This window comes from Streptomyces sp. NPDC026500 (assembly GCF_055567635.1).
Genome location: NZ_JBVHQB010000017.1, coordinates 183127 through 210047, shown reverse-complemented (window position 1 = coordinate 210047; position 26921 = coordinate 183127). Strand labels below are relative to the sequence as shown.

General features: G+C 70.2%; 17 protein-coding genes and 2 pseudogenes. 9 read left to right on the top strand and 10 right to left on the bottom strand.

Going from position 1 to position 26921, the window contains the following annotated elements; all coding sequences use genetic code 11:
- Nucleotides 1–51: 51 nt before the first annotated feature.
- Both ACZ4N5_RS28840 and ACZ4N5_RS28835 read right to left on the bottom strand, forming a co-directional pair.
- Nucleotides 52–2283 carry a S8 family serine peptidase gene (locus tag ACZ4N5_RS28840; RefSeq protein ID WP_467759959.1) on the bottom strand — a complete coding sequence of 744 codons (2232 nt, stop codon included), beginning with the start codon at nucleotides 2281–2283 and terminating at the stop codon, nucleotides 52–54.
- A 554-nt stretch (nucleotides 2284–2837) separates the two neighbouring features.
- The gene (locus ACZ4N5_RS28835; RefSeq protein ID WP_467759958.1) at nucleotides 2838–4010 is read right to left on the bottom strand and encodes a serine/threonine-protein kinase; all 1173 of its coding nucleotides are present in this window, start codon (nucleotides 4008–4010) and stop codon (nucleotides 2838–2840) included.
- Nucleotides 4011–4493: 483 nt separating this feature from the next.
- On the opposite strand from ACZ4N5_RS28835, the gene ACZ4N5_RS28830 reads away from it, so the two are divergent.
- The 3 genes from ACZ4N5_RS28830 to ACZ4N5_RS28820 all read left to right on the top strand — a co-directional run bounded on the left by ACZ4N5_RS28830 (nucleotide 4494) and on the right by ACZ4N5_RS28820 (nucleotide 8150).
- Entirely contained in the window at nucleotides 4494–5648 is a 1155-nt protein-coding gene (locus ACZ4N5_RS28830; protein WP_467759957.1) for a S1 family peptidase, read from the top strand.
- Between the two features lie 240 nt (nucleotides 5649–5888).
- Nucleotides 5889–6719, top strand: coding sequence for an aldo/keto reductase (locus ACZ4N5_RS28825; protein WP_467759956.1), 831 nt, complete (start codon nucleotides 5889–5891; stop codon nucleotides 6717–6719).
- Between the two features lie 243 nt (nucleotides 6720–6962).
- The gene (locus ACZ4N5_RS28820) at nucleotides 6963–8150 is read left to right on the top strand and encodes a purple acid phosphatase family protein (protein ID WP_467759955.1); all 1188 of its coding nucleotides are present in this window, start codon (nucleotides 6963–6965) and stop codon (nucleotides 8148–8150) included.
- Nucleotides 8151–8210: 60 nt separating this feature from the next.
- On the opposite strand, the pseudogene ACZ4N5_RS28815 reads toward ACZ4N5_RS28820, so the two are convergent.
- The 5 genes and pseudogenes from ACZ4N5_RS28815 to ACZ4N5_RS28795 form a co-directional block, all read right to left on the bottom strand.
- Nucleotides 8211–8372 (bottom strand): annotated as a pseudogene (locus ACZ4N5_RS28815) (zinc ribbon domain-containing protein); the annotation flags it as partial.
- A gap of 115 nt (nucleotides 8373–8487) precedes the next feature.
- The gene (locus ACZ4N5_RS28810) at nucleotides 8488–11286 is read right to left on the bottom strand and encodes a hypothetical protein (RefSeq protein WP_467759954.1); all 2799 of its coding nucleotides are present in this window, start codon (nucleotides 11284–11286) and stop codon (nucleotides 8488–8490) included.
- 263 nt (nucleotides 11287–11549) lie between these two features.
- Nucleotides 11550–14495: an ABC transporter substrate-binding protein gene (locus ACZ4N5_RS28805; protein ID WP_467759953.1), complete on the bottom strand. Its 2946-nt coding sequence runs from the start codon at nucleotides 14493–14495 to the stop codon at nucleotides 11550–11552.
- A gap of 202 nt (nucleotides 14496–14697) precedes the next feature.
- The gene (locus ACZ4N5_RS28800; RefSeq protein WP_467759952.1) at nucleotides 14698–15606 is read right to left on the bottom strand and encodes a glycoside hydrolase family 16 protein; all 909 of its coding nucleotides are present in this window, start codon (nucleotides 15604–15606) and stop codon (nucleotides 14698–14700) included.
- A 272-nt stretch (nucleotides 15607–15878) separates the two neighbouring features.
- Nucleotides 15879–17300, bottom strand: a complete 1422-nt coding sequence (locus ACZ4N5_RS28795; RefSeq protein ID WP_467759951.1) for a lipase family protein — start codon at nucleotides 17298–17300, stop codon at nucleotides 15879–15881.
- Between the two features lie 551 nt (nucleotides 17301–17851).
- Here ACZ4N5_RS28795 and ACZ4N5_RS28790 point away from each other — a divergent pair.
- Both ACZ4N5_RS28790 and ACZ4N5_RS28785 read left to right on the top strand, forming a co-directional pair.
- Nucleotides 17852–18499 (top strand): TetR/AcrR family transcriptional regulator, encoded by a 648-nt coding sequence (locus ACZ4N5_RS28790; protein ID WP_467759950.1) that lies wholly within the window; start codon nucleotides 17852–17854, stop codon nucleotides 18497–18499.
- 250 nt (nucleotides 18500–18749) lie between these two features.
- Complete coding sequence (locus tag ACZ4N5_RS28785; protein ID WP_467759949.1) at nucleotides 18750–19979, top strand: carbohydrate-binding protein; 1230 nt, start codon at nucleotides 18750–18752, stop codon at nucleotides 19977–19979.
- 158 nt (nucleotides 19980–20137) lie between these two features.
- Here ACZ4N5_RS28785 and ACZ4N5_RS28780 read toward each other — a convergent pair whose 3' ends face one another.
- Nucleotides 20138–20485: a DUF1330 domain-containing protein gene (locus tag ACZ4N5_RS28780; RefSeq protein WP_467759948.1), complete on the bottom strand. Its 348-nt coding sequence runs from the start codon at nucleotides 20483–20485 to the stop codon at nucleotides 20138–20140.
- 210 nt (nucleotides 20486–20695) lie between these two features.
- On the opposite strand from ACZ4N5_RS28780, the gene ACZ4N5_RS28775 reads away from it, so the two are divergent.
- From ACZ4N5_RS28775 to ACZ4N5_RS28765, 3 genes are all read left to right on the top strand, one after another.
- Nucleotides 20696–21169, top strand: coding sequence for a P-loop nucleotide/nucleoside kinase family protein (locus ACZ4N5_RS28775; protein ID WP_467759947.1), 474 nt, complete (start codon nucleotides 20696–20698; stop codon nucleotides 21167–21169).
- A 158-nt stretch (nucleotides 21170–21327) separates the two neighbouring features.
- Nucleotides 21328–21990 carry a hypothetical protein gene (locus ACZ4N5_RS28770; protein ID WP_467759946.1) on the top strand — a complete coding sequence of 221 codons (663 nt, stop codon included), beginning with the start codon at nucleotides 21328–21330 and terminating at the stop codon, nucleotides 21988–21990.
- A gap of 180 nt (nucleotides 21991–22170) precedes the next feature.
- Entirely contained in the window at nucleotides 22171–22995 is an 825-nt protein-coding gene (locus ACZ4N5_RS28765; RefSeq protein ID WP_467759945.1) for a maleylpyruvate isomerase family mycothiol-dependent enzyme, read from the top strand.
- 56 nt (nucleotides 22996–23051) lie between these two features.
- Here the strand turns inward: ACZ4N5_RS28765 and ACZ4N5_RS28760 are convergent, their stop codons facing one another.
- Complete coding sequence (locus tag ACZ4N5_RS28760; protein WP_467759944.1) at nucleotides 23052–24944, bottom strand: glycoside hydrolase family 15 protein; 1893 nt, start codon at nucleotides 24942–24944, stop codon at nucleotides 23052–23054.
- Between the two features lie 222 nt (nucleotides 24945–25166).
- A complete protein-coding gene (locus ACZ4N5_RS28755) occupies nucleotides 25167–25583 on the bottom strand; it encodes a hypothetical protein (RefSeq protein ID WP_467759943.1) in 417 nt (138 codons plus the stop codon).
- A 305-nt stretch (nucleotides 25584–25888) separates the two neighbouring features.
- Here ACZ4N5_RS28755 and ACZ4N5_RS28750 point away from each other — a divergent pair.
- Nucleotides 25889–26587, top strand: a pseudogene (locus ACZ4N5_RS28750) (helix-turn-helix transcriptional regulator); the annotation flags it as partial.
- Between the last annotated feature and the right edge of the window lie 334 nt (nucleotides 26588–26921).

Here is a 26921-nt window from a genome sequence, read left to right as displayed (position 1 = left end):
GCGACAGCCTCCGTATTCGGGCTATCAGTCTGCGGCCTATTCCTCTGCGGGCTACTTCAGACCGTAGGCGCGGATCACCTCCTGGGTGATCCGGTTGCCCGCGTCGTCCCAGCCCTCGGCCTTCAACGACACATAGCCGTGGTGCGGGGCGTCGTAACAGGCGCTCCAGGTACCGGACTTGCCGTCCGTCCTGACCGGCGTCCAGGTCGCGCCGTCGTCGTAGGACACCGACAGTGTGGCGCCCTGGATCTTCCCGGCGCCGGCCGCACCCTCAAGATGGCGCGGAGTGAGCCGGAGCGTCTGGCGGCCGCCACGAGCGTCACCCGCCAGATCGGTGTCGACCCCGTAGTCCATCTGGAGAACCGCCATCCGGTCGATCTTCGTCGGATCGGTCACCGGATCGGACTTCACCTGCCACACCGTGTGAGTGCGGGGCGACAACCGGTAGGTGTCGGCGTCGCGTTCGGCGGTCAGGTCGAAGGTGTAGACCGACGGGGTGGCCGGGACGGGGTAGAGCGTGGCTGCCTGCGAGGTGCTCGTCCTGATCAGGGTGCCGTCCAGATAGACCTTCAGGCTCTTCTTGTCACCGCTCTGCATGACGCCGGCGTGCTGTCCCGCGCTGCTGTCGGCCCAAGGCTGGACGTTGAACGCGATCTGGGCCTTCTGCCGCTGCGACCACCAGTAGGTGCCGCCGTTGGCGGGCCGCGTCACCGCTCCGAAGAAGTCACGGACCTGCCGCGATCCCGGCTTGTACGCGTTCCGCACGCTCTGCGAGGAGAGCACCATTCCCGGCCCGGTGGCCAGGGTCTCCACCCACTGGGTGCCCGCCCTCGTCGAGACGTAGTCGGTGCGCGTGCCGGGGATGTCCAAGCGCTGCAGGAACCCGGAGCCGTACTTGCGGTACGGACGGAAGCCCGACCGGTACTCGCCGCTGGGCGTGGTGGTGGTGCCGTGGAAGCGCATGTCCACGGTGGCCAGATCGGACGAACGGGGCCGGTAGGTCAGCCCGGTGGACGGGATCTGTCCCGGGTGGGCGTCGGAGAGGTCGTACACGTACGGGGAGTTGGGCACGCCCTCGACGTCCAACCGCAGTCGGCCCCGCTTGGCGTCCGTGATCAGCGGCGCGCCGGTGCGGGCGGTCACGGTGGCCACCGGCACGGCGCTGTAGCCGCCCCCGGAGGGGCCGGCGTACGCGAACAGCTTGCCGGGCCCGTCGTTGACGATGACCAACTGCACGGCCCCGGCGTCGGCCGCCGCCTGTGCCTGGTCGGGGGCGGAGATCGCGTCCGAACGGGTCACCAGTACGACCTTGCCCTTGGCACGCGCGATCACGAACAGGGCGCCGCTCTCGTCGGTGAGCCGGTTCACCGCGTGGCTCATCGGGTCGGTGCCGTCGGACGGCGTCGAGGAGCCCAGGCTCATGCTGATCACCTTGGCGCCCTGGTCGACGGCCCACTCCATGCCGGCGATGATCCAGGAGTCCTGGCCGTAGCCGGCGTTGGAGAGCACCTTGCCGATCAGCAGGTCGGCGCCGGGCGCCACACCCTTCTCCACACCGTCCGAGGCTGCCCCGCTGCCGCCGACGGTGGAGGAGGTGTGCGTGCCATGGCCGTGGCCGTCGTCGGTGGTCTCGTCGGGGACGAAACTCTGCGACGCGCCGATCCGTCCGGCCAGGTCGGGGTGGTGGGAGTCGGCGCCGGTGTCCAGGACGGCGACCTTGACGCCCTTGCCGTCATAGCCCTTGTCCCAGGCGGCGGGTGAGCCGATCTGGGCGGTGCTGTCCTTCAGAGTGGCCTTGACGCGGCCGTCCAGCCAGATCTTGGACAGCCCGTCGCCGAGCCGGGGAGAGGAAGTGGAGGCCGCTCCGGTGAGGGAATTCGCGCCGACGGAGGTACCGGTGGCGGACGTCGCGGGCGCGACGGACTTCCACAGCTTCCGGGCCTGCTTCTTGGCGGCGCGGACGGACGTCGCGTGGATGGCGGGCAGGGTGCGCACCCGGGTGGCGCCGACGGGCGTGGTCGTGGCGGAGGGCGCCGTCTTCGAGCCGTAACCCAGTATCAGCGGGATGCCGTCGCTGTGGGCGTCGTCGTAGCCCTGCTCGATCAGGGCGGTGACGTCGAACAGCCGCCGGTCCAGCCGGTTCGCGGCCAGGTAGGGCAGTGCTTCGTCCGGATAGACGTAGAGGTCGCCGCCGACGGTCTCGGTGCGCACGCCGCCGAGGGCGCCGGGCGGGCGGGTCACGTCGGCGGTCTGCCGAGCGCTGCCGAGGTCGCTGACGCGCACGACGTCACCGGTGAGGAGAGTGACGGTTTGTTGCCCGGTGCCCGAGGGGGCAACGGGCCGGGTCGCGTCCGTTTCTGATGACGCGTCTGCCACGGCGAGGCCGGGCGGCCACGCCAGAGATGTCAGAACTGCGAGGGAACCGACCGCTGCCGCGAGCGCCCTGCGGCTGCTCCGGCTGGGGGGTATGCGGGAGATCATGGAGCGCTTTCTATCGGCCCCGGACCTGCGGTGGGAACAGTGCGAGGTGGCACGAAAGCGCCACGTCTCACCTGTGCCAGATTGGCGAACTACCCACAAACCTAAGGGAGTTGTCACAACCGCACCGTTCGCTGACGCCCTCACCGTATGCCACCCCGAAGGCCCCCATGAAGGGATACCGCGAAGATCCGGTACGTGTGGCCCGCGTGTCCGATTCGATGCCGGGCTCGACCCCGTACGCGTCGACGGCCGGCCGGCTCGCGGCGCCCGTTGCGGGCCGTCGCGACCGACTCGCGGGCCCGGATCCTGGCCGAACTCCGGCCCGTCCCCGCCGTCATCGGCCTCCGTCCGGCCGGTCACGAGCCCGTGGGAGAACCGCCCGGTGCAGTGACTGCGGGAGAGGACGGGGTCACCGCGCCGGTCGAACCGGGCTGCGGGGTCTGCGCGGAGCTGCTGTCGGGCGAGAACCACGCCACGCCCACGAGCACCGCCAGGAGGAAGACCAGCGCGCCGGCGGCCGCGCCCACGGCTCTTCGCCGATCAGTGAGGAGCTCACCGACTCCCGGGCGCGGGCGTCTGCGCGACCGGTGGCCACCCGCGGTGTCCCTCGCCATCGACGGCAGGGCGTACGTGGTCGCGGGGCCGGCGGCCCTGAGGTCCTGCCGGTCCTGCCGGTGGCGCCACGGCTCCGGCATCGCTGCCGGCAGCGGCTCGGGACGCCCCTGCCAGGCGCCCGCGCCGTACCAGGCGGCTGCCTGAAGGGCGGTGGGCCGGTCGTCGGGCTGCTTGGCGAGAAGGCCGAGCAGGTAGTTCTCGAACGCGGGCGGAACGTCGGCACCGAGCTCCCGGGGCGGCGTGGGGGCGGTGTCGAGGTGGTGATGGAGGACCGCGACGGGGCTGCCGGCCTGGAACGGCGGTCGGCCGGTGACGAGTTGGTACAGGACACAGCCGAGGGAGTACATGTCGGACGGCGGTCCGGCGGTCTTGCCCAGAGCCCGCTCGGGAGCCAGGTACAGGCTGGTGCCGACGATCTGTCCCGTCGCGGTCAGGCCGCCCGCCGGATCGTCCAGGAAGCGGGCGATCCCGAAGTCGCCGATCTTGACATTCCCCTCGGCGTCCAGCAGCAGATTGCCGGGCTTGATGTCCCGGTGCACGATGCCTTGTTGATGGGCGGCGGCGAGCCCCGCGGCAGCCTGTGCCGCGATCCGCGCGACGCGCTCGGCGGGAAGCGTCCCGGCGCCGGCGAGGACACGGGCGAGACTGTCGCCCTCGACCAGCTCCATCACCAGGAACAGCCGGTTCTCGTACGACCCGAAGTCCAGGACGCCCACCACATGAGGATGGTTCAGCAGGCCCGCGGTCTGGGCCTCCAGACGGAAGCGGGCCGCGGCGGTCGGGTCGGCGTCCTGGGAGAGAAGCAGCTTGACGGCCACGGACCGGCCGATCATCTCGTCGTAGGCCCGCCACACCTCCCCCATCGCGCCCCGCCCGAGAGTGGTGTGCAGCCGATACCGCCCCGCTATCAGCACTTGTGCTTCATCCTCACGCCGTTGGGATCTCGTCGATCGCCACGGGTCAATGCCCTACCGAGCAGGAGTGATCACCGGGGCGCCGCAGCAGGTTGAGCCTACTGCCAACACGACAGTGATCAGACGCTGTTCACCCTCGGCCTCAAGATCACGGAGAACCGGTCGAAGTACCAACGGGCGTTGACCGAATGTGACACCAAAAGTCGATCCAGGGTTCACCGACGAGGCCATACGGAAGCGGACCCGGCAGCGATTAAGTCCCGCCGCCCCACGTCCGCGTCCACCCCCGGAAAAGTCTCCGTACTCCCAACCTCTAGCCGGTAGGACCCCCACGCCCTCGGACAACAGGCCGAGCGGGCGGCCGGTGCATTGGTATGGACCTACTTACGGACACCCACTACCCTCGTTCACGCAACTCTGAGAGCGCTCTCTCCTGCCCTTCGCCCCACTCACCGACCATCGGATCGACGAAAGGCAACTCCCTTGAGACGCACCACAGTTCTGCGTATCGCCTTGTCCGCCGGCCTGCTCGTCAGCGCCGCGACGCTCGGGCTCACCCAGGCCGCGGCCGACGAAGCCCCCCTCAACGCCACAGCGACCCGGGCACCCGCCTCCTCCGCACTGATCTCGGCCATGCAGCACGACCTCGGACTCACCGAGCAGCAGGCGACCGCGAGGCTCGCCGACGAGACAGCGGCACGCGGCGTCGAGCACAGTGCCCGGCGCGCGGCCGGCACCTCGTACGGAGGCTCCTGGTTCGACGCCAAGAGCGGCCGGCTCGTCGTGGCCCTCACCAAGGCCGCCTCACGCGAAGCCGTGGAGGCGACCGGCGCCCGGGTCACCCTCGTCAAACACAGCCAGCGGCAGCTCGACGCCACCATGGCACGCATCGACGCGCTCGGCGCACCGGCCGGCGTGGGCAGTTGGCACGTCGACCCCAAGGCCAGCTCGGTCGTCGTCAATGTGGTCGCCGCGCACAAGAATGACAACGATGTCCGGGCTTTCGTCGCCCGGGCCCGCACATCCGGTCCCGTCACCGTGCGGCAGACCGACAAGGCACCGACGACGTTCGCGGCCGGCACGGTGGGCGGAGACCCGTACTACACGGGCAACGTCCGCTGTTCCATAGGCTTCTCGGTCTACGGCGGCTTCGTCACCGCGGGGCACTGCGCCCAGCCGGGCGCCGGCGTCAGCGGCTGGGACCACAGCTACATCGGCAACTTCCAGGGTTCCTCGTTCCCCGACAACGACTACGCCTGGGTCAACGTGGGCAGCGGCTGGTGGACCGTTCCCGTCGTCCTCGGCTGGGGCACCGTGTCCGACCAGCTCGTCCGAGGCTCGGGCGAAGCCCCCATCGGAGCGTCGATCTGCCGCTCCGGATCGACCTCACACTGGCACTGCGGCAACGTCCTCGCGAAGAACGAGACCGTCAACTACAGCCAGGGCGCGGTGCACCAGATGACCAAGACCAGTGTCTGCGCCGAGCCCGGCGACTCCGGCGGCTCGTTCATCAGTGGTGACCAGGCGCAGGGCGTCACCTCGGGTGGCTGGGGCAACTGCACCAGCGGAGGCGAGACCTGGTACCAGCCCGTGAACGAGATCCTGAGCCGCTACGGACTCACACTGCACACCGCGTGACCCTGGTGCACCGGCCCGCCCGCCAAGCGGGCCGGTGCACCGGCGAGTCGGCTGCCGGCCGACCAGGACGAAGGCCCGCCACCTCTGGTGGCGGGCCTTCGGACGGAAATCCGGCGCTCCGCGGGTGGGGCGGGTGTCCGCCGGGCCGGCCCCTGTCGACAGGGGCGCGCCCACGTCGCCACGACGGCGGCGGCCGTGCACGATGGGACCGTATCCATCGCGACTCGGAAAGGCTCTCCCGTGATCAGCATCCCGGCTCACACGGCCCATGACGGTACGAAGATCCCGGCTGTCGGCCTGGGCACCTGGCCGATGGACGACGCGCAGGCCGAGGAGGCCGTCAGCCAGGCGCTCGGCATGGGCTATCGACTCGTCGACACGGCGACCAACTACCGCAACGAGACCGGCACCGGACGAGGCGTCGCCCGCGCCGACGTCCCTCGCGAGGAGATCGTCGTCACCACCAAACTGCCGGGCAGGCACCACGGTTACGACGAGACCCTCGCCTCCTTCGAAGAGTCCCGCAACCGCCTGGGACTCTCCTACGTCGATCTCTACCTCATTCACTGGCCGCTGCCACGCGTGGACAAGTACGTGGAATCCTGGAAGGCGATGATCGAGCTCCGCGCCAGGGGCCTGGTGCGTTCGATCGGCGTCTCGAACTTCACGGCCGAACATCTCACCCGGCTGGAGGCGGAGACCGGGGTGCTGCCTTCGGTGAACCAGATCGAGCTCCATCCCTACTTTCCCCAGGACGAGTTGCGCGCCTTCCACGCCGACAAAGGCATCGTCACGGAGAGCTGGAGCCCCCTGGGCCGTGGCAGCAGCCTGCTCGACGATCCGGAGCTCGGAAAGATCGCCGAGGCGCACGACGTGACGCCCGGTCAGGTCGTACTGCGCTGGCACACGCAGCTCGGCGCGGTCCCCATTCCCAAGTCCGCCGACGCCGGACGGCAGCGGGAGAACCTCGACATCTTCGACTTCGAGCTGACTCCGGCCGAGATGACGGCCGTCGCCGACCATCCGCGACGGCGCCTCGGCGGTGACCCCACGACACACGAGGAGTTCTGAGCACTCAGGGGCCGCCCTCGCGTCAGACCTCCGCGCCGGGGCGCCGACGCGGAGGTGTTCCTCCGGTCCCCCACAAGCCCGGACGCGACATCATTCCCACGGCGTCACTTCAAGTTCCGGCCCCCAACGGCACCGTCGCCGTTCACCGCCCTTGGGCACCCAACCGGCATTCAGCGCCCACGCTTTCCCGCCGTCGCCCCGCGCCGTACGGCACCCGCACGCACTCCCCGCTCACCCGACGCCGTGTCCGCCGTACATCTGGAGCTGGTCACTCTCCTCGAGGACCGCGCCGTCATCACCTGGTTCACCGGAACGTCCGCCACCGACAACGGGCAACGTCGGATGCTCCCGGTCGTGACCGAGGGCGAAGTCGTCTACGGGACCCATCCCGCCCGGCTGAACCGCACCGCCTCCGGAGGCCGCCGGACCGCCCACCACACAGTGGAGTTGACGGATCTGGAACCCGGCCAGACCTACTACTACCGGGCGCACTCACGGGGTTCGGCGGCGACGCCCACACCCCTGCACCTGGTGCGCGGCAACGCGGTGGGAACCTCCCCGTACGGGCTGGGCTCGCACGGCGGCCCGTACTGCTTCACCACACCGGAGCCGCCACCGGGCCGCCATGTGATGTCGATCGCGCTGTGCAACGACCTGCACCTCGGGGAGACCACCGCCGGTCTGATGGCCGGGGTTCCGTTGCTGCGCGGCATCTCGCAGGAGCACGGCCTCGCCCCGTATCCGGCGATCATGGCCCGGGCCCTGGTCGACGAGGCCCGCCGGCGAGGCGCGGACCGGCTGCTGGCCGCGGGCGACATATCCGCCGGGGGCGCGCCGCGGGACCTGCTGGAGGCCAGACGGATCCTGGACGGCTTCGGCGAGCACGGGCAGGACTACTTCGTCGTACGGGGAAACCACGACCGGCCCCGGGACCGTAGCCCCGGAGAGTCGGGGGACAGCTTCCGGGACGGCTTCTTCGGCGGCGACGGTCCCGCGTACTTCACCCGTGACCTCGGCGGGTTGCGGATCGTCGGCCTCGACACCTATGACAAGCGCGGCAACGGCGGCGACGCCGGAGGGCTCTCGCCAGAACAACTGTATTGGTTTCGCAGGCAGTTGAAGGAGGACCGGGAGCGGCCCACCGTGGTCTTCGGGCATCATCCGCTGACGGTCCGCCACTCGGCCTTCCCCGTGACGAGCGGGCAGCGGCTCAACCGTCGCCAGGCCCGGAGCATCGTCGACGCCTACGCCATGGCCCCCGGCGTCTTCCTGCACCACGCGGGGCACACCCACCGCAACAAACGCACCGTCCTTCCGCGGGCCGGGCATGTCACTCTGCAGGAGGTCGGCGCGGCGAAGGACTACCCGGGTGGCTTCGTTCTGCTGCGCGTCCACACCGGCGGCTACGCGGTCAACTTGACCCGGCCGTAAACGACCGGGCTTGGAGGTAGGGCACCACTGGTTGTGGTGTGGCCTCCTCCGTCCAGACACCTAGGAAGGTGCCGGGACGCGTGACTCACGCCCCGCTATCCATACAGCCTCACCGCGAGCGGCGATGTTGTGAGAAGCATTCCGGTCGGCGTGGGCAACGACCCCGCACTTCTGGCAGATGAAGAGGGCCTGGTCGACCCGGTTCTTCTTCTCGATGTGATGACACTCGGCGCATAGTAGGCGTTCGTACGTCGACGCCGTGGACGCCGGTCCCGCGCGCCGGCCGGAGGCCCGGGTCGATGGTCCGGGTCCGGTCGGCGCGCGGGTCGGCGCCGAGCTACGCGGGGTCGTACACCGTGCCGGTGAACTCCGGCCCGTCGTGCGCCGTACCGCTCCCGTCGTAGACGGTCAGGCGCAGCCGTACCGTCTCCTCGGGCTCGGTCACGGTGTCCGCGATGGTGGGGATGGTGATCTCGGCGCTCGTCCGGCCGGGCGGGACATCGGCGAAGAGGAGGAGCCCGCTCACCTGGGACAGCGGCCGTGACGGCAGCGGTTCCTTGCCGGAGTTCTCCCGCAGCCATTGGGGATCGACGTCGGTGGTGGACAGTTCGGCGCCGCCGGTGACCGGCAGGACGGCGATGTCGGCCGAGATGTCCACGTCGGCCGCGGTGGAGAGGGACACCCGCCAGGTCAGGCTCCGGCCCTCGGCGGCGCGGGCGGCGGCCGGGGTCACCTTGAGGGTGGGCGCCGGATCGTCGTTCAGGGCGGTGACACCGCCTCGGTGTGCGCCGATCACTGTGCCGTGGACCGCCTTCACGAAGACGTCGTGCGACACGTCGTAGCCGAAGCGTGTGTCGCCCCGGACCTCCACCTTCACATCAGGACTCCGGCCGCCTGGTCGCACGGCCACCTCACGCGAGATAGTCCGGCCCGTTTCCGGATCGGCGACGAACAGACGGACCGTGCCGCTCCCGTGCCCTGAGACCTTCACCGGCACGTGGTAGGTCCGGACGCCCGTGTCGCCCTCCTTGACGGCCAGCCGGCCGATGTCGACGCGCGCCAGGCCCGCGGCCCGCGCGGCGGGGGTTCCCGCGCGCCATCCCCATGAGTCGATGAGCCACGCCTGCCCGGACCGGGTGCGCGGGACGATCTGAAGGGTCGCCACCTTGTGCAGGTCGACTCCCGCTCGGGTGGCGGCTGTCAGGGGCAGCCGGACCTCCTGGGCCCAGTGGGAGGCGGTGCGGCCGGTTCCGGGGAGGCCGTCGAGGTGGACTCGCCCCAGGACCGCCCGGTGGCCGGAGGTGTCGGTCAGGGCGACGTCGAGCCGGGTGTCCCTGGTGTTCGGCGGAACGATCAGACGCATGGCCAGAGATTGGGAGCCGGAGATCGAGACCGGCCTCGCCGAGCGGACCCGGACCGGGGGGCCTGCGGCTGTCCACCGCAGCGCCACGGCGCGCCGGCCCGGCTCCTTGGAGGTCTCCCACCGGGCGAAGTGCGGCGAGACGCCGTTCGTGCCGGAGCCGAGGCAGGCCGCGGACTCGTTCTCGTCCACCTCCTGGCACAGCCGGCCGCCTTCGACGGAGACCGGTCCGTCAGGAAGGAACGCCGGAGTGCGGTGTGCGCCGACCGCGTGGGTGAGAACCCGCGCGGGGTCGGCGGAGGGCGCGCGGCGGCCCGAACCGTCGAGCAGCGGCCGTACGCGGTCGTCACCGGCGACGAACAGCCGCGCGGCGGCGGCGATGTAGGTCGCGCCGGCGGTCTGCTGCTGACGGGCCGTCAATCTCGTCGCGGTACCCGGCGAGCACACCCGGTCCGGCTGGTCCCCGCTCCAGAAGTCGTCCTCAGCGGGTGCCTGGGCCTGGCCCGGTGTCCACTCGCTGTTGAAGAAGTTGTGGTCGGCGCCGACCATGTAGACGGCGCTGTGCAGGGCGGCGCCACGGCTGACACCGCGTGTCGCGTCCACGTACATCTCGCCCTGGAGGTCGGACACATCGCCGTCGCAGCCGGGCAGGATCGTCGCCGACGGTACGTCGGGTGCCGGGTTCTGGCCGAAGATGGTGGGGCCGATCAGTACGGTGCCACGGATGTGCCAGCGCACCGGCCCGCGGTAGCCGTCCCGGTCGGCCGGAGCGGGGTAGAGGCTGTCCATCGCGGCCCGGTTCACGCCCTCGCCGCCGCGCGAGTGGCCGACCAGCAGGACGCGTGACAGGTCGGCGGCGGCCGCCCGTCGTACGATCGCGGGCGCCGAGGCCGGGCGTGCCGCCCAGTCCGCCCAGCGGGCCAAGTGCTGTCGCACCAGGGACGATCGAGCCTGTGCGCCGCCGTCCTCTGCGGCGGAGTCCTGTCCGTTGATGCCGTTGGCGGCGATGGAAACAGTCACATATCCCTGCGAGGCCAGCAATTTCTGGTCGGCGAGGTAGCCCCGATAGCTCGGGATCGGCTTCGCGCCCGCGGGGCAGGGCCATTCACCGCCGGCCTCGTTGCCGTGGCCGGTGTAGCAGGTGGCGTGCCGGCCGTGCAGGAACAGGGCCAGCGGACGGTGTCCCGGGGCGTTCGTGGGAGCGACCACCACCGCGCGCATCTCCACGGGCTGGGCAAAGCCGGGCAGACGGATCGAGGCGAGCGCGTAGTCGCCGGTGACTGTCCGGTAGGTGCCCGGCCTACCGGGGTCAACCGCGTTGGCGGGAAGCCGGGTCGAGGGCTGGGCCGCGAGTCCGGGCCGTTGTCCGGCGGGCCGGTTCTGCTGGGCGCCCGGCGCGTCCAGGCGCCGTTCGCCCGTCCGTGCCTGGAGGTCCGACGGTTTCCCGAGCTGTGCCGCGCCCAGCGCGAGCCGGAAGGTGCGGCCGTTCTGCGCGCCGACGGGCCGGCCGAGGAACCGGTCGCCGGCATAGAACGCGACGCCTGAATCACTGATCGGCACCGGAGTGTCCGAGCGCCAGACCAACTGGCGCGCCGTTCCCTCGCCGGTGACGCTCCACCCGGCGGGAAGTCCGCCGTCGGCGTCCGCGAGCGGTGCGCGTCCCGCGGACTGTGCGGAGCCGTTCGTGTTCTGCTGTGCCTGGGTCGATCCTGGCGATCCTGCGACCGCTGCGAGTAACACCGCAGCGACAACCCCTATTCGCCGGACTCGGAACAAGGTTCTTCTCCTCTGGTCGGCATTCGCCCCCGTCGCCCCGTTGGTCCCGAAGCGCTCCCCCGTCCCACGAGGACGGCAGGCAAAGCCGAGGGGTTGCCTCAGGTCGCAGGAGTTTCGCTGCCTCAACTCCCCCGCAGAGAAGCGGAGTCCGACGGTCCGGCGCGAGGCGAGGAGGTGCACCGGGCAGGGAAGCCGGTGCGCGGCGGCCGACCTTGGTCACGCGTCCGAGCCGCCGTGCTCGGACGCGTGACGCGAGGCCGTTCTCAGTCGTCCTCCGGACAGAGGAAGTTGCCGGAGGGCCCCCAGCGCGTCACAGGGGCCGCTTTCGCGGCCACCGCTCCGCACGTCAGGTCGGTGATCCTGGTGCCGTCCTCGGTGATCTCCCGAATGTCGACTTCCTTGTTCACCGGATACTTGTGTCCCTTGCCGAAGGTCATGATCCCCGACTCGCCGACGAAGTCGGTGACTCCGGTCGACTGGAGGAACGTGACGACGGCACTGGGGGTGAACTGCGGGTCGGTGACCGAGATTTCGTTCATCACCTGGAAGAAGACCTTCACCGCGTCGTAGCCGGCGGCGGCGTCACTGTCGGAGGAAACCTCGTAGGAATTCCGGAAGTTCGTGGCGAAGGGTCCCTTGGCGTCGGGCAGGCTGAACTGGTTGTAGAAGAGGCTGAGCGAGCCGTACTCCCGCGCCATCAGTTCCGGGTGCAGCACGAGATTGGGAGCGGCGCTCTCGGCCAGCACGGCGACGCGGCCCTGGTGCGTACGGCACTGCTTGTCGCTCTGGAGGTAGTAGAACAGGTCGTACATGACGCTGGACCGGCCCGCGTAGAGGACGAAACCGTCGGTCCTGCGGATCAGCGCGCAGATACCCGCCGCAACGGAGGGCGTCTGGCTGTCGTTGCCCGATTCGCCGTACGGCACGGGGTAGACCGGCCCCGCCGAACCGTAGGCGTCGGTGAACCGCTTCTTCAGATCCGCGCTGAAGTACGTGTCGTGCGGGTCGAAGACCAGGACGGCCGCGGGCGCGGTGTGCCCCGGAGCCACCTTGGTCAGGGCCGCCAGCCGGGGTGAGCGCCGGGCGAAGGACGCCATGATCCGCGCGACCCGCGCGTCCGGCGCCGAGAGCTGGAAGTACGACACCGGGGAGTCGCCCTCGACCATGGGCTGGCCCGAGACTCCGGTGCCGAGGACCGTGACGCCCTGGGCGTCGAGTTCGATGGCGGCCTGGAGGGACTCCGGACGGCTCTGTGTGAGGCCGATGACGCCGGCGATGTGGTCTCGGTGGATACGGTCGACGATCATATGGGCCACATCCACACCGGTGTGGTTCTTCGTGTTGAGTCCTCCGTGCGATCCGAACGCGAAGTATTCGCCCGCGTTCGCGACGAGCAGCCGGATCGGCATCTGTGACTTGAGGTTGAGGTCGTTCACCTCCTTCTGGGCGAGCAGCGCGCCGCGCAGCATCTGGAAGCCCGTGGGCACCGTTCGGCGGGAGGTGGAGCCGACGCTCAGCGGAGCGAAGAAGACCAGGGTGCGATAGGGCTTGGTCCGGTCGACGTCCGCGTTCTGGCGGCCCAGCCGGGCTTCGAGTGCTCGCAGTTCGGGCGCGTACAGGCCATGGGCGAGCTCGCAGGTGTCGCTGCCGTCGGTGATCCCGACGCGTTCGCCCGTACCGACCCGCGGACACCAGGTGTCGGTGGCGCGGGGTACAGCGCGGGTTTCGGTGCGGGAGTGCGGCTCGCCGGCCCTCACCGCCTGGAACAGTCCGGCGGCGACCACCGCCAGCACGGCCACGGCGGCCACTCCGGGACGCAGCCAGTCACCCGCGCGCCGCTCGCGGGAGCGCACGGTCCGTTGCACGGCCGGCCGTTCGGCACTCGTCCCGTTGTCGGGCACGCGTGACAACGGCACCACACGTACCGCTTCGACCGGCTGTCCGGAAGCGCCCGCCGCGAGCAGCGACGCCACCGCCTGAGCCGTCGTGCGGTGAGCGCTCTGCCGGACGCCCTGGCCCGGGATGCCGGGCCTGGGCAGGCCGACGGCGTACGGCGGGATGTCCGCCGTGGCGGCGCCGAGGACGAGCAGCGGGCAGGTCCCGACGTCCTCGGAGACGGCGGCGAAGGAGTTCAGGAGTTTACGGCTCGGGGAATCGTCGCCGCCGACCGTCGGGAGCAGCAGGACGAACGGCCATCGCCGCCGCGGCCTGCGCACGCTCCACACCGGCGGGTGCGCCGCCCGCGCCAGGTCATGGATGAGCGCGGTCAGCAGGACCTGGCGGACCACCGCCTCGTCACGGGCCGACACGGCGGGCACCGCGGACCTGGCCGAAGCCCCCGGTGCGCCCGCGTCGGCCGGGGCTCCCTGATCGGCCCTGTCCTGGGCCCGGGAACGCAGGTGGGCGTCGCGCAGGGACATCGCGGCGTTCAGGAAGCTGCGCCCCGGCTCGTCCAGCATCCCGCCGACCCACCGGAAGCGGGCACCGCGGTCGATCCGTACGCCGTACGACCACCGCCACAGCCAGGCCAGCGGTGTGGTCACCAGCTTCGTGATGGCCGACCACTGCTTGGCGCCGAGTTCGTCGCCGAGGGCCGTGACCTCGGAGGCGAACCCGAACTTCCAGGCGTACTTGTCGTAGATCCGGTCGCGCAGTGCCCGGCGTTCGTCCGTCACGTCCCCCGGGACGACGACGGCACGCAGCACCGACAGACAGGCGTCGAACTCGGTCAGCCGCAAGGTGCCGGAACCGTCCGGCATGGTGACGCGCAACTGCCTGGCCACCCTGTCCAGCAGCCGTACGTGGGGGCCGTCCTGCCCCTCGGCGTCCTCCCCGGGGTGGTCGCACGCGAGCACTTCCTCGTCGACCAGCGCGTGCGGCGCGAGGCTGGCCAGGTGGCCGGTCTCACCGGTGCTGAGGCGTACCAGGCGGTGGTGGTAGACGTGCACCAACGCCGAGAGCGCCGGATCCGGCTCGCCCCGCGCGGTGTCGGCCGCCGCGAGAGCGGCCGCGGTGGTGCCGTCCGCGGTCGTGTCGGCCGCCGGCTCGCGGGTGAGCAACAGGGCGGGCAGCCTGTGTCTTGAGCTCCGCCGCCTGGGCGGGATGCCGGCTCGGCGGTCGACGACATAGCGGTCGATCACTCGGACGATGTCGTCGAAACCGCTGGGAAGGACGAGATCATGCTCGTTCGTCCGATGGGGTTGCGGCACGCGGGGCCTCCCGGATGCTGAGAAACAGGAGGCGAGCCTAGGAATATCCAGGCCGATTCAAGCTGCTTTGCCTCTAATAGGCGCCCATTGAGCGATTACGGCCGCTTGTCTTTCGGATCGGACACACGCGGTCGGACGACCTCGACGCGGTGTGCGGCGCTTTCCGGGAAAGCCTCTTCTACGGCCGTACCCGCGCGGCCGGTCACTTCCACCCGTAGGCGTAGGCGGCCACCCAGGTGACATCGAGTTCGGCGCTGCTGCCCGGTGCCGCGCCGGGGCCTTCGAGTGCGCTCTCGTTCTGCAGCACCCAGGAAAGGGGTATCGAGGGAACCCGGCGGGTGTCCTCACCGGTCTGACGGCCGTCGACGAAGAAGCGCACCCGCCCGGGGGTCCATTCCGTGGAGACGGTGTGCCACTGGGTCCAGTCGTCGTTGCTCGGGAAGTAGCCCTGTTCGCCCCCTCCGCACGGATGGTGGAACGCGGTGATGGTGCCGGTCCACTCTCCTTCGGGGTGGTCCATTTCGCAGCCACCGCCGTAGTGCAGCCATGCGGACTTGTATCCGGGGGCCGGCTTCGTCACTTTGATACGAGCGCTGTACTTGCCGTACGCCATCTGCATCACGGCACGCGGTACGAGCGCCGCAGCGTGCACGGGGCCTCCGTCCTCGGGGCGCCACATCCGGATGTGCATCATCCCGTCGCCGTTCTCACCGGGACCCACGCTCACCGTGTCCTCGGGGTGGTACTCGCCCACGACGTCCCGGCCCCGGTCGTTCGCCGTGTCCCGCCAACCGGTGGGATACGCCCACCAGTTGTCGCGGTACTTGCCGCTCAGCCCACCGCAGTACGCGCCGGACGTGTCGACGGCGTGGTCGCAGTCGCTGAACGAACCCAGCGGTACCCGGTCGCCGTTGAAGTCCTCCGCGAGGACCTGCCAGAACGGCCCGCAGTCACCGCGGGGCAGGACGGTACTCGCGTTGTGGCAGGCGTCCGCCGGGCGCGGTGCTCCGTCGGCACGGGGTACCCAGAACAGGGCGCCGGCCAGGAGGGCGAGAGCGAGAGGCATCAGCAGAGCACGCCCGCGTCGGCCGGGCGCCGCGTGTGAACCCATCGGGGGGCCTCCCTCGCTCCTCGGCGTGCGGGCGCCGTCGCCCTCCCCGTACGGGGTCCGCGAGGACCGCTCCGGACACCGTCCGCGGCGGCGGGCACCACGCGAAGGAGCATCCTCGCGTCACGACAGGGCCGGCACCACCCCGTGGACACCGCACGATGCGGATGGTCCGGCTCCGACGCACCGGAATTGCGGGCCCTGGCGTCCGCTGTTCTTCAGCGTCCCGCGGGCCCCGGCGCCGAGGATCCGCGCCGGAGCCCGCACCACGTGGATCAGGGCTGCAAGGGCATCGTCCAGCAGTTGGAGGTGGCACGCCGGCCCGAGAGGCGGTCGGTCAGCCAGGAGATGGCGTCGCCCTGATCGGTGATGAGGGGCGCGACATGGTTGGTGAGCAGTCCGTCGCCGAGGTTCGGCAGGTTGATGGCGTCGTAGGTGATGTTCGCGCCCTTGCGGCACCAGTCGACGGCGAGTTGACGGGCCTGGGCGTGCGGGACGATGTCGTCCTGGATGCCGGTGGCCAGGCGTACCGGACTGGTCGGCTCCAGGTTGCCGATGCGCTGGTTGTCGAGCGTGGCCCGGAGCGCCGGTGTGCTCTCGACGAGGTCGCTGACGGACTCGCCGTTCGTCGTCCAGGACGTGCTCTTCTTGAACGCGTATCCGAGGATCGCGTCACCGACGCACATCGTGGACAGTTCGTTCAGCGCGGCCTTCCCGGCGGCGTTGAGGTGCGCGTCGGCGACGGCCCGCAGGGCGGGGTCGGACTGCAGGAATCCGTTGAGCGACCAGCCCAGGGCACCGGCGAGGGCGCTGCCGTCGATACCCTTGATCACCTCGGTGAGGTTGGCGGGCGGGGCTCCGGAGTAGGTGCCGGCCAGCGTGATGTCCGGGGCGTAGGAGGGCTGGAGTTCGGCCGCCGACGCGCTGGCGCCGCCGCCCTGGCTGTAGCCGAAGAGGCCGACGGGTGAGGCGGAGGTGATCGATGCCCCGGTCAGCGCGCGTGCCGCGCGGACGGCGTCAAGGAGCGCGTGGCCGCCGTCGAGGCGGTTGACGTACGTGTGGAGCCGGTCGGTCGCGCCCAGCCCGACGTAGTCGGTGACGACGACCGCCGTGCCGGAGGCCAGGAGCCGGTAGATCGCGAGATCCTCGTAACCGACCGACACCGTCTCGCCGTTCAGGGTGATCGGGTGCTGAAGGCCCATGGAGGCGGCGCACTGGTCGCCCTGGCCCATGGTGCCGGGGGCCACGGCCACCAGGGGGCGCGGACCGCTGCCCCGCCAGGCGGCCGAGGGCTCGATGTAGGCGCCGGTCACCGCCACGGGCTGCCCGTTGGAGTCGGTCGACTTGTACATCAGGCGGGTCGCGGTGCCGGGGAGCGGACCGTCGAGACCGGGCAGGCTGAGCGCGAGCGGAAGGGGTTCGCTGCGGACCAGGGCGCCGTTGGCCGAGGGGAGGCTTGCGGGCGGCATGTAGAACGCGGGAATGGTCACGCCTCGGGAGACCACGTCGTCCGTGCCGGCGGCCGCCGCGGGGATCGCCTGGACACTCAGGCAGGCGAGAGCCGCGAGTGCGGTGGCGAGGAGACGGCTGCGGTTCGGTGTGGCGGGCCCGGCGTGCGCGGAGGGCAAGGACCGCTCTGCGCGGGGACTTCGGCTGGACGCCGGACGCGGCTGATGGGTGCTGTGGGGTCGTTCCATGCGGCTCACTCCCTGCTTCGTCAAAACGTGGGGGTCGTGCGGGCGGCCGACGGCGTCAATGGCGTGACGCCGCTGTTGACTGAGGTGCGGACCACGCCGCCACGGGGGGCTGGTGGCGGTCTCAGATCGGTGTGGTGGGGGGAAGGGCAGCGCCCGGAGACGGACGCGGGCAGGACGAGGCCGCCTCCGCCCGCATCGCGGAGGTGGGCAGGACGAAGGCACCGCCCGCGCGCCGTCGGCCGGGCGGCGCGCAGTGCGGTGCCCGCCCACGCGTCGTACGACGCCGGGCGAGGCGGATGTCCTTGGGGGTTCTGTATACGGCGGAGCCCGGTGCTCGTGGCTTGGCTCCGCCGTCCTGCGCTGTCCTGTTCCTGTATCTGTCCTCGACAGTGAACGGACGCCGAAGTCCCGTACGACGCCCGCTAGTTACTCCCGAGTTACATCAGGAGAGTAGGAGTGGATGTCACTCAGTGACAAGATGTCTGCGTGCGTCATTTCTGAGGGGTTCGCTATGCTGCCGACGGTCGAAAGACAGGGGTGGTGGGGCAACGGTGCGCGATGCGGCACCCTCAGACCGGGCCACGACGGCCGCCGCGGCCGCGAGGCCGTCACTGGGCGAACGGCGCAAGCAGGCTCTCCGTCTCGACATAGCCCGCGAGGCCGTCCGCCTGTTCGTCTCGCAGGGCGTCACAAGCACCACGGGGGACCAGATCGCGGAGGCTGTCGGCGTCTCGACCCGCACGCTGTGGCGCCACTTCCCCACGAAGGAAAGCTGCGTACGCCCCCTGCTCACAGCGGGACTTGACGCCGCCACGGATCAACTCCGGCACTGGCCGCCGGAGACCGGCCTGCTGGACTTCCTCACCCATTCCTGCCGACACGGGAGACTGCCGTCCGCCGACCCCGCGGTGCTCGACCTGATCCGCATGACCCCGACCGAGCCCGCACTGCGCGCCGTCTGGCTCCAGGCGCACGACGACGCACTGCCCGTCCTCACCCAACTCCTCGCCCGGCGTTCCGGCAGGAGCTCCGACGATCTGCGGGTGAAGGTGCACGCGGCCACCGTCAACGGCGCACTGCGCGCGGCGGCGGAGGACTTCGCCGTGCGTTTCGCCGACGAGGCGAAGGCCTCGGAAGAGGATCTCGCCGCATGCCTGCACGCCGCCCTGCACGCGGCGTCGGAGGGCCTGCCGTACTGACAACGACTCACCAGGTCCGGCCAATTGGAGCTGGGCCGCGCTTGAGTGAGGCACCCGATCGCGCGAGGGCGCCCGGGGCTCGCAAAGGGCGAATCGTCCCCTCGCGCCCCACAAGCGACGAGAAGGGAACGGCGGCCGAGTAAAGAGTTCGTCTGGTCTAGTCCAAAGACCCGTTTGGTCTAGTCCAACTTATTGACGTGATCTCGACAGAGACCGGAGGCTGGGGCTCCCCCACCCCTCTGGAGGCACAGTGAGACGTCTTCGCGCATGTCTGGGCGCGGCAGCCGCCGTCAGTCTGGCTGCGGTCGGCACGACCGCACTCGTCGCGGGCAGCGCCTCGGGCGCGACCACCGCGCTCAGCAACCGGTGGTACGCCGCCGCCCCCTACCTGATGCCGCTGGACAACGATCCGCCGGACGCGGCCGCCATCATGGACGCGACCGGTCTCAAGGCATTCCAGCTCGCCTTCGTCCTCGCCCCCAACGGCGGCGGATGCTCGCCCACTTGGGGCGGGACGGCCGCGGTCTCCTCGGACACCGCCGTGCAGTCGGTCATCAACACCATCCGTGCCAAGGGCGGCGACGTCTCCATCTCCATCGGCGGCTACGGCGGCACCAAGCTCGGCCAGACCTGCTCGGACCCGGCCGCCACCGCTGCCGCGTACCAGCAGGTCATCACCAAGTACGGCCTGCACGCGATCGACTTCGATCTTGAGGAGCCGGAGTACGAGAACACGGCCGCCATCAAGAACGAGATCGGCGCCGCCAAGATCCTTCAGCAGAACAACGCCGGCCTGTACGTGTCCGTCACCACGGCCGGAACGGCGGACGGAACCGGCTGGTTCGGCAAGCAGATGCTGCTGGAGGCGAAGTCGCAGGGCTTCACTCCGAACAACTTCTCCATCATGCCGTTCGACGGCGGCTTCAACGGTGCCGCGTCGCAGACCAGCGCGCTCGCCAACTTCAACACCATCCTCCAGTCGACGTTCGGCTGGGACCAGGCGACCGCGTACGCCCATGAGGGCTTCTCCGGCATGAACGGCCGCAGCGACAGTGGCGAGTACTTCTCCCAGGCCGACTTCCAGACGGTCCTGGACTTCGCCACCGGTCACAACATGGACCGCTTCACCTTCTGGTCCCTCAACCGGGACCGTCAGTGCTCGCCCGCCGACAACGGCGGCCGTACGTCGGGCACTTGCTCCAGCGTGGCCCAGAACTCCTGGGACTTCGCGAAGTATTCGGTGAAGTTCGCCGGCGCGACCCCGCCCACCGGCACACCCACCCCGACGCCCACACCGACTCCGACCCCGACTCCGCCGCCGGGCACCGGCTGCAAGACGGCCTGGAATGCGACCACGGTCTACACCGCCGGCAACGAGGCTTCTTACAACAACCACAACTGGAAGGCCAAGTGGTGGACCCAGAACGAGACGCCGACCGGCGTTGACTGGGGTCCGTGGCAGGACGAAGGCGCCTGCTGACACCTGATCGGCTCCGGACGGGGTGCCCAAGAGGTGCCTCGTCCGGCTCCGTCGCCGCCGGGCTTCCCACCAGGCGGTACCCCCTGAGGGGATGACGTCATCCCGAGGTCCGGGCGGCGCCATCCCCTCAGTGCGTACTCCCCCGGCCGGCACGCGGGCTACGCGGCCGGCAGTGCCTCCCTCATCGCCCTCGCGGTGGCCCTCGGGTCGTAGCCCTCGGGAACACCCGGGACCAGGATGATGTCCCCCTCGATGTGCCGCGAGCGGAGCGGTGCGATCTCCCGGTACGCGGGTGAGTCCCACCAGGCACGTGCCTCGGCGATGGCGGGAAAGCCGATCACCACGACATGGCCGGGCCAGCTGCCCTCCATCACCTCGTGCTGCGCGGCGTGTACCAGGAAGCGGCCACCGTACGGCTCGAAGGTGGCGCCGATCCGCTCGATGTACTCGGCGATCTCCGGGTGCGGTGCGGCTTCCCGCAGGTGAGCTATGGCGTACGCGGTCATGACATCCTTCCGGCCGTTCGGGCTCCGTACACGAACGACCCTGCCTGCCGCGCGCACCGGAGTCGATTACCCGAGGGGTAAGCGCCCCCTCCGTGAAGGTTCCCGGGTTGTGGGGTGCCGCCGCAGCCGATGCCCTTCTCGCCCCGGAGGATGAGGTGTCTTCCGCACTAACCTGGCTTCGTGACACAACATGTGAGCACCGTTGTCCTGATGTGTGGTCTTCCGGGGTCGGGCAAGACCACGTACGCGATGGAGCTGGTGCGACGTGGCTATGTCCGGCTCTCGATCGACGAGGCGGTCTGGCGACGACTCGGGCAGCGCGACGCCGGCCTGGTGCTGGAAGCGGCGGCGTTCGACCAGCTCAAGGAAGTGGTCCGCAGCGAGCAGCGGCTGGAACTGGTCGAACTGATGCTGGCCGGGCGCGATGCGGTGGTGGACTACAGCTTCTGGAGCCGCGCCGCCCGTGACGACTACAAGGCACTGGTCGAGAGTCACGGCTGCCGTTGGGAACTGGTCCACCTCAAGGCCGACCGGACGACGCTGGAGCGTCGCCTGAAGGTCCGCAACCGCGAGGAAGGGGCCAACTCCGTCACCGTGGACCAGGAGTTGTTCGACCGCTACCTGACCCGATTCGAGGAACCGAGGGGTGAGGGGGAACAGGTCCGCACACAGTCCCCGCCTTGAGGTCCACCGGAACCCCTGCCCCCGCGGGCCTTGTTCGTCACAGCACTCGCCGAGTGCCGCCGCCTCCCGATCGCTTGTGCGGCCGCGGTCGCTCACCACGGACCTGCCACCCGCGGCAGCCTTACGCTGGGCACGTTGCCTGGACAACGGGGGGAATTATGAACAGGCTTCGTTCGTTCGCGCTGGCCGGCACCGTTCTTCTCTCAGCGGCGGCGTGCACCGGCGGTGGCCAGTCGTCCCAGGCCGAGGCACACACTCCAAGGGCGACGCGGACGACGACACGCACCGCCTCGCCGCGGGCCGCCACACCCACCCGGAACGAGGTGATCGCCGCAGCGACCTCCCACACGCCGGCACAGTTGCCCGCCCGGAACCTTCCCCGCCCGCCAGGCATGTCCACCGCCGCCGTCGACTGGTGGACGGCACTGTTCGTCTGGGAGACCGCCGACATGCGTTTCTGCTTCGGTTCAGCGACGGAGGACGGCGGCGCCGTCACGACGACGTGCACCTCGTCCCCCGGCAACACCCCCTTCTCCGCCCGTCCCGCGATCGTCCCCCTCGCCACCGTCGGGATCCTCGACCAGCACCACGTGATCGGCGCAGACCGCGAAACCGTCCTGTCGGTGACATGCAACGGCACACCCCTCGCGCTCCGACCGCTTCCCCCCTTCCTTGACGGCAGGCGCAGGCTCCACGCCTTCGACCTCCCTGGCCGGACCGGTGGACGGGTCACGGTGACCGTCAGCCGCCCGCACGCCATCGCCACGGAACACGTGAAGCTTCTCTGGAGGCGCGCCAAGGGCCGCCCGTCATGCGACTGACGCAACACATGACCGTTTTGGCGCCGCCGTCCAGCACGGGAAGCGCGTTCTCGCTGTTCAGGGTCTTGTCGCCGCCCCCGTTGCCTGGTCTTCTGGACGCCCGGTGATCGACAGTGTCTCGCCTCCCCACGGTCTGCCCGCAGACGATGGGGAGGCGAGGCCGGCAGGAAAGGCAACGACGTGGACTCAGTGGCTGGGCAGGACGTGCGGAGGTCGCTGCCCGAAGGGCTGGGTACGGCGATACGCGAGACCGCCGAGGAGATCGCCGCGCTGCTGCGGTCCGACGCCGACATGGACCGCCGGATCCCCGGGGCACAGTGGAGTGTCGGCGAGGCGGCGGCCCATCTGGCCCTGGCCAACGAACTGATGGCCGAGCTCGCGGAGGGACGGACGCGCCCCTATGGGGACGGCACACCGCAGAGCCTCGCCGAGGCCAATGAGCGGTCGCTGTCGGAGTTCGCGGAGCGGGCGGCCGAGCCGCTGGCGGCGATGATCGTCGAGCACGCCGATGCCTGTGTGAAGGCGTTGGAGGAGGGTGCGGCGGAGGGGACCGTGGTCACTCCGCTGGGCTCGATGAGCCCACAGGAGCTGGGGTCGTACCTGCTCACGCACATGCTCGGCCACGGCTACGATCTCGCTCGCGCGCTCGGCCGGGCGCACATGCTCGACCGGGCCCGCGTCGCGCTGACCCTGCCGTTCATGCTCACCGCGATGCCACGCGTGACCGATTCGGCCCGCACGGCCGGGATGAACGCCCGCTACGACATCCGGTTGTGGGGCGGCAGCGGCCGGTTCGGCGTGACCCTGGCCGACGGCGTACTGACCGTCGACCCACAGCCACCCGCCAGGCCGGACTGCACCATCTCCATCGAGCCGGTCACCTTCCTCCTGATGGCGCTCGGCCGCCAAGGACAGGTGAGCCCCATCGCCCGCGGCCGCATCCTCGTCCGGGGCCGCAAGCCGTGGCTCGCGCCCCGCTTCCCGGGCCTGTTCACCGCGCCCTGAGCACGCGGACGGCTCTCGCGGCGGACCCGACAGATCCGGCCGCGCTCCCGACGGGGTCAGCCGAGTTTGCGGTCGAGGTTGAAGGCGGCGCTGATCAGGGCGAGGTGGGTGAAGGCCTGGGGGAAGTTGCCGCGCTGTTCACCGGTGTGGCCGATCTCCTCCGCGTAGAGGCCGAGGTGGTTGGCGTACGTGAGCATCTTCTCGAAGGCGAGTCGGGCCTCGTCCAGACGGCCCGCGCGGGTGAGTGCCTCGACATACCAGAAGGAGCAGATCGAGAAGGTGCCTTCCTCGCCCTTGAGGCCGTCGGGGCTCGCCTGCGGGTCGTAGCGGTAGACCAGGGAGTCGGAGACGAGGTCCTCGCCCAGGGCGTCGAGGGTCGCGAGCCATTTCGGGTCGGTCGGGGAGATGAACTTCCCGAGCGGCATCATCAGCAGCGACGCGTCGAGGATGTCGCTGTTCTCGGTCTGGGTGAAGGCGTTGCGTCTGGTGGACCAGCCCTGGCTCATGATCCGCCGGTAGATCGTGTCCCGGACGGTGCCCCAGCGGATGACGTCGGCGGGCAGGCCGCGGTGCCGGGCCAGCCGCATGGCCCGTTCGATGGCCACCCAGCACATGAGCCGGGAGTAGAGGAAGGGCTTGCGCCCCCCGCGGGTCTCCCACACTCCCTCGTCGGGCTGGTCCCAGTTGTCGCACACCCAGTCGACGAGCCCGCTCACGGTGTCCCAGTGCGCGCTGGAGAGGGGCTGTCCCCACTTGTCGTAGAGGTAGAGGCAATCGACGAGGGCGCCGTAGATGTCCAGCTGGAGCTGGCCGACGGCGCCGTTGCCGATGCGTACGGGAGCGGATCCGCGATAGCCCTCAAGGTGTGTCAGCTCGTGTTCGGGCAGGTCACGGCGCCCGTCGATGCCGTACATGATCTGCAGCGGGCCGTCCGGGCCGACACGCTCGGGTATGTCGCTCTGGACGTGCACGGCGAGGAATCCCATGAAGGCCTCGGCCTCGTCGGTGAAGCCCAGACGCAGCATCGCGTACACGCAGAACGCGGCGTCGCGGATCCACACGTAGCGGTAGTCCCAATTGCGCTCGCCGCCGATCCTTTCGGGCAGGCTGGTGGTCGGCGCGGCGATGATGGCGCCGGTGGGGGCGTAGGTGAGCAGTTTCAGCGTGAGGGCGGAGCGGTGCACCATCTCCCGCCAGCGACCGCGGTAGCGCGACTGGGACAGCCAGCGCCGCCAGTAGCGCACGGTGGCGTTGAAGTCCCTTTCGGCCTCGGCCACGGCGCAGAAGCGCGGGCCCACCTCGTCGTCGACCTGGTCGAGGGCGAAGACCGCGGACTCCCCCTCGCGCAGCTTGAACAGCGACCACACGTCCTGTCCCGCGACCTCGATCGGCACGGTGGACGTCAGGGCCAGGATGAGCGCGGGCGAGGTGAAGACGGCCTGGCCGGAGTCCACGCGCACGGTGTGCGGGACCGTCCCGTACTCGAAGCGGGGGGCGACCCGCGCCCGAAAGGGAAGCGTTCCGCGGACGCACACCACACGGCGGATCAGGCGGTGCCGACGGACCTCGCGCGAGTCGTCGACGACCGGCATGAAGTCCTGGATCTCACCGACCCCGTCGTCCGCGAAGAACCGGGTGATCAGCACATTCGTGTCGGGAAAGTAGAACTGTTTCGTACGCGCCGGGACGTCGGCGGCGAGTTCGAAGCAGCCACCGCGGTCGGCGTCCAGGATCGAGGCGAAGACGCTGGGCGCGTCGAAGCGCGGGCAGCAGTACCAGTCGATGGTGCCGTCCGTTCCGACCAGAGCCGCGCTGCGCAGGTCGCCGATCAGACCGTGGTCGGAGATGGGCAGATAGCGCGGAGAGCCCGCGCCACGCGGTCCGCCAGGCACACCACGGGTCCCGTCGTCCCCTATGGCCTCAGAAGTCACATCAGCGATACCGGCCATACCGGCCTCCTCTGGGCCGTCACCCGAGCCTCCCCCTCCGCTCCAGGCTAACGAGTTATCCGGGGTCCGGAGCGCTCGTACGATCCGCGGGCCGGGTCGTTCGCACATCCGGGGGTCGCAGGCGTTCGCGCATTCCGGGGTCCGGGGCGTTCATGCGTTCCGGGGGTCCGGGGCGCGTTCATGCGTCTGGACACCCGGCCGCTCGACAGCCGGGCCGCGCCATCAGTGCTTCAGGACGACCTTCGCGGCCACGATGATCAGTCCGAGAGCCAGGTTGACGAAGCCCTCGGCGACGATCAGCCCGCGGGAGGCGCCGGCGCGGGCAGCCCCGAGGCACGCCCACATGACCTGTTGCGCCACCGCGATGCCCAGCGCGATCCAGAGGCCCGTGCTCACACTCATGTCGAATACGGCGCTGAGGGCCACAGCGGCAGCGGGAAGGGTGGCTGCCTCGACGATGGACCACTCGTGCGTACCGATCCGGCGGATCTCCCCCCAGGACCAGGGCTGACCGACCATGCGCTCCCCGGCGATCTGTGCGTAGACATGGGTCGCCCAGAAGACCAGGCCGGTGATCACCAGCAGCACGACGGCCTGGAGCCGCGGGTACTCCCCTCCCGTTCCGGCCGTGGCCACCACGGAAGCCGCCAGGATCGATCCGTAGATGGCACCCGCGTAGTCGGTTCGATGGCCGGCCGGCCGGTCTGCACGATCCCCACGCTCAGGTGGAACGCTGGAGCCACTCACACTCACCAATTCAACATAGGCGGCGGGCCAGGACCACGCCCGGCGGGTGGGCCGTCCGGACGGGCCCTGCGAGCTCATCACGCTCTCCGAGTGCTGCTCCCTCTCCGACGTGGCCGGACAGTACGTCACCGAAGCGGCCGTGACCACGCTTCTCCTGGCCGCTCCGGCATTGCTCGGCGCCTGCGTATCCAGCCCGCGAGGACGCCGTACACGCCCTCACCATGATCCGCCAGGTCATGCCGTCCCGCCTTCGCCACCGCATGGACATGCTGCGCATCACGGCCGTCCACCCACCCGAGAACGGCGACGTCCCACAGGTCGACACCCAGGTCTTCACGGACCTGAGCAGCGCCATCCACGCCCGTGAGGAACTCCGTTTCGACTACGTGCAGGACCAGAAGGCCGCAACCGGGCAGCAGCATCGTCGGGTACAGCCCCACCACCTGATCGCCTGGCGCGGCCGCTGGTACCTCCTGGCCTGGGACCTCGACCGCGACAACTGGCGGACCTTCCGCGTCGACCGCATACACCCGCGCACACCGACCGGCCCCCGCTTCACCCCGCGTGAACCGCCCGGAGGCGACGTGTCCGCCTTCATCACCAGCCGATTCCGCGGCTCCGACGGCACCACCACCGACTGGCCCTGCCAAGGCGAAGTCGTCCTCGACCTTCCCGCCACCGTCGTCGCCCCCTTCGCCCAGGACGGAATCGTCGAAGAGCTCGGCCCGGACCGTTGCCGACTCGCCCTCGGCTCCTGGTCGTGGACCGGTCTGGCAGCCACCATCGGCCGCTTCGACGCCGACGTCGAAGTCATCGGTCCACCCGAACTCGACGCGGCCTTCGCCCGCCTCGCCACCCGCTACGCCAACGCCGCCCGCTCAACCACCCTGCCCTGACGGCCAAGGAGCACTCACCCGCTCCGCTGGTTACAAGGCACTCAGTCACCGCGATTGCGGCTCGTCGCCAGGGCCTGCTTGAAGCGGTCCAGCGAGGTGCGGAACTTGCCTTGCAGCGGTGATGAACTCCCCGGCGTCCTGCGGCTGGCCCAGCGCTGTGTAGCGCACGTCCCGGTTGCCCTCGAAGTCCGCCGCCAGGCCGTCCTCCGGAGCAGCCGCATCATGTCGTCTTCGAGCAGCGCCCAGACCCCGATCAGGCTTTCCGGCCCCCAGTCCTGCCGCAGCCGTACTCCCCCACCCAACCAGTTGGATCACCACATCGTGGGGACCGGGC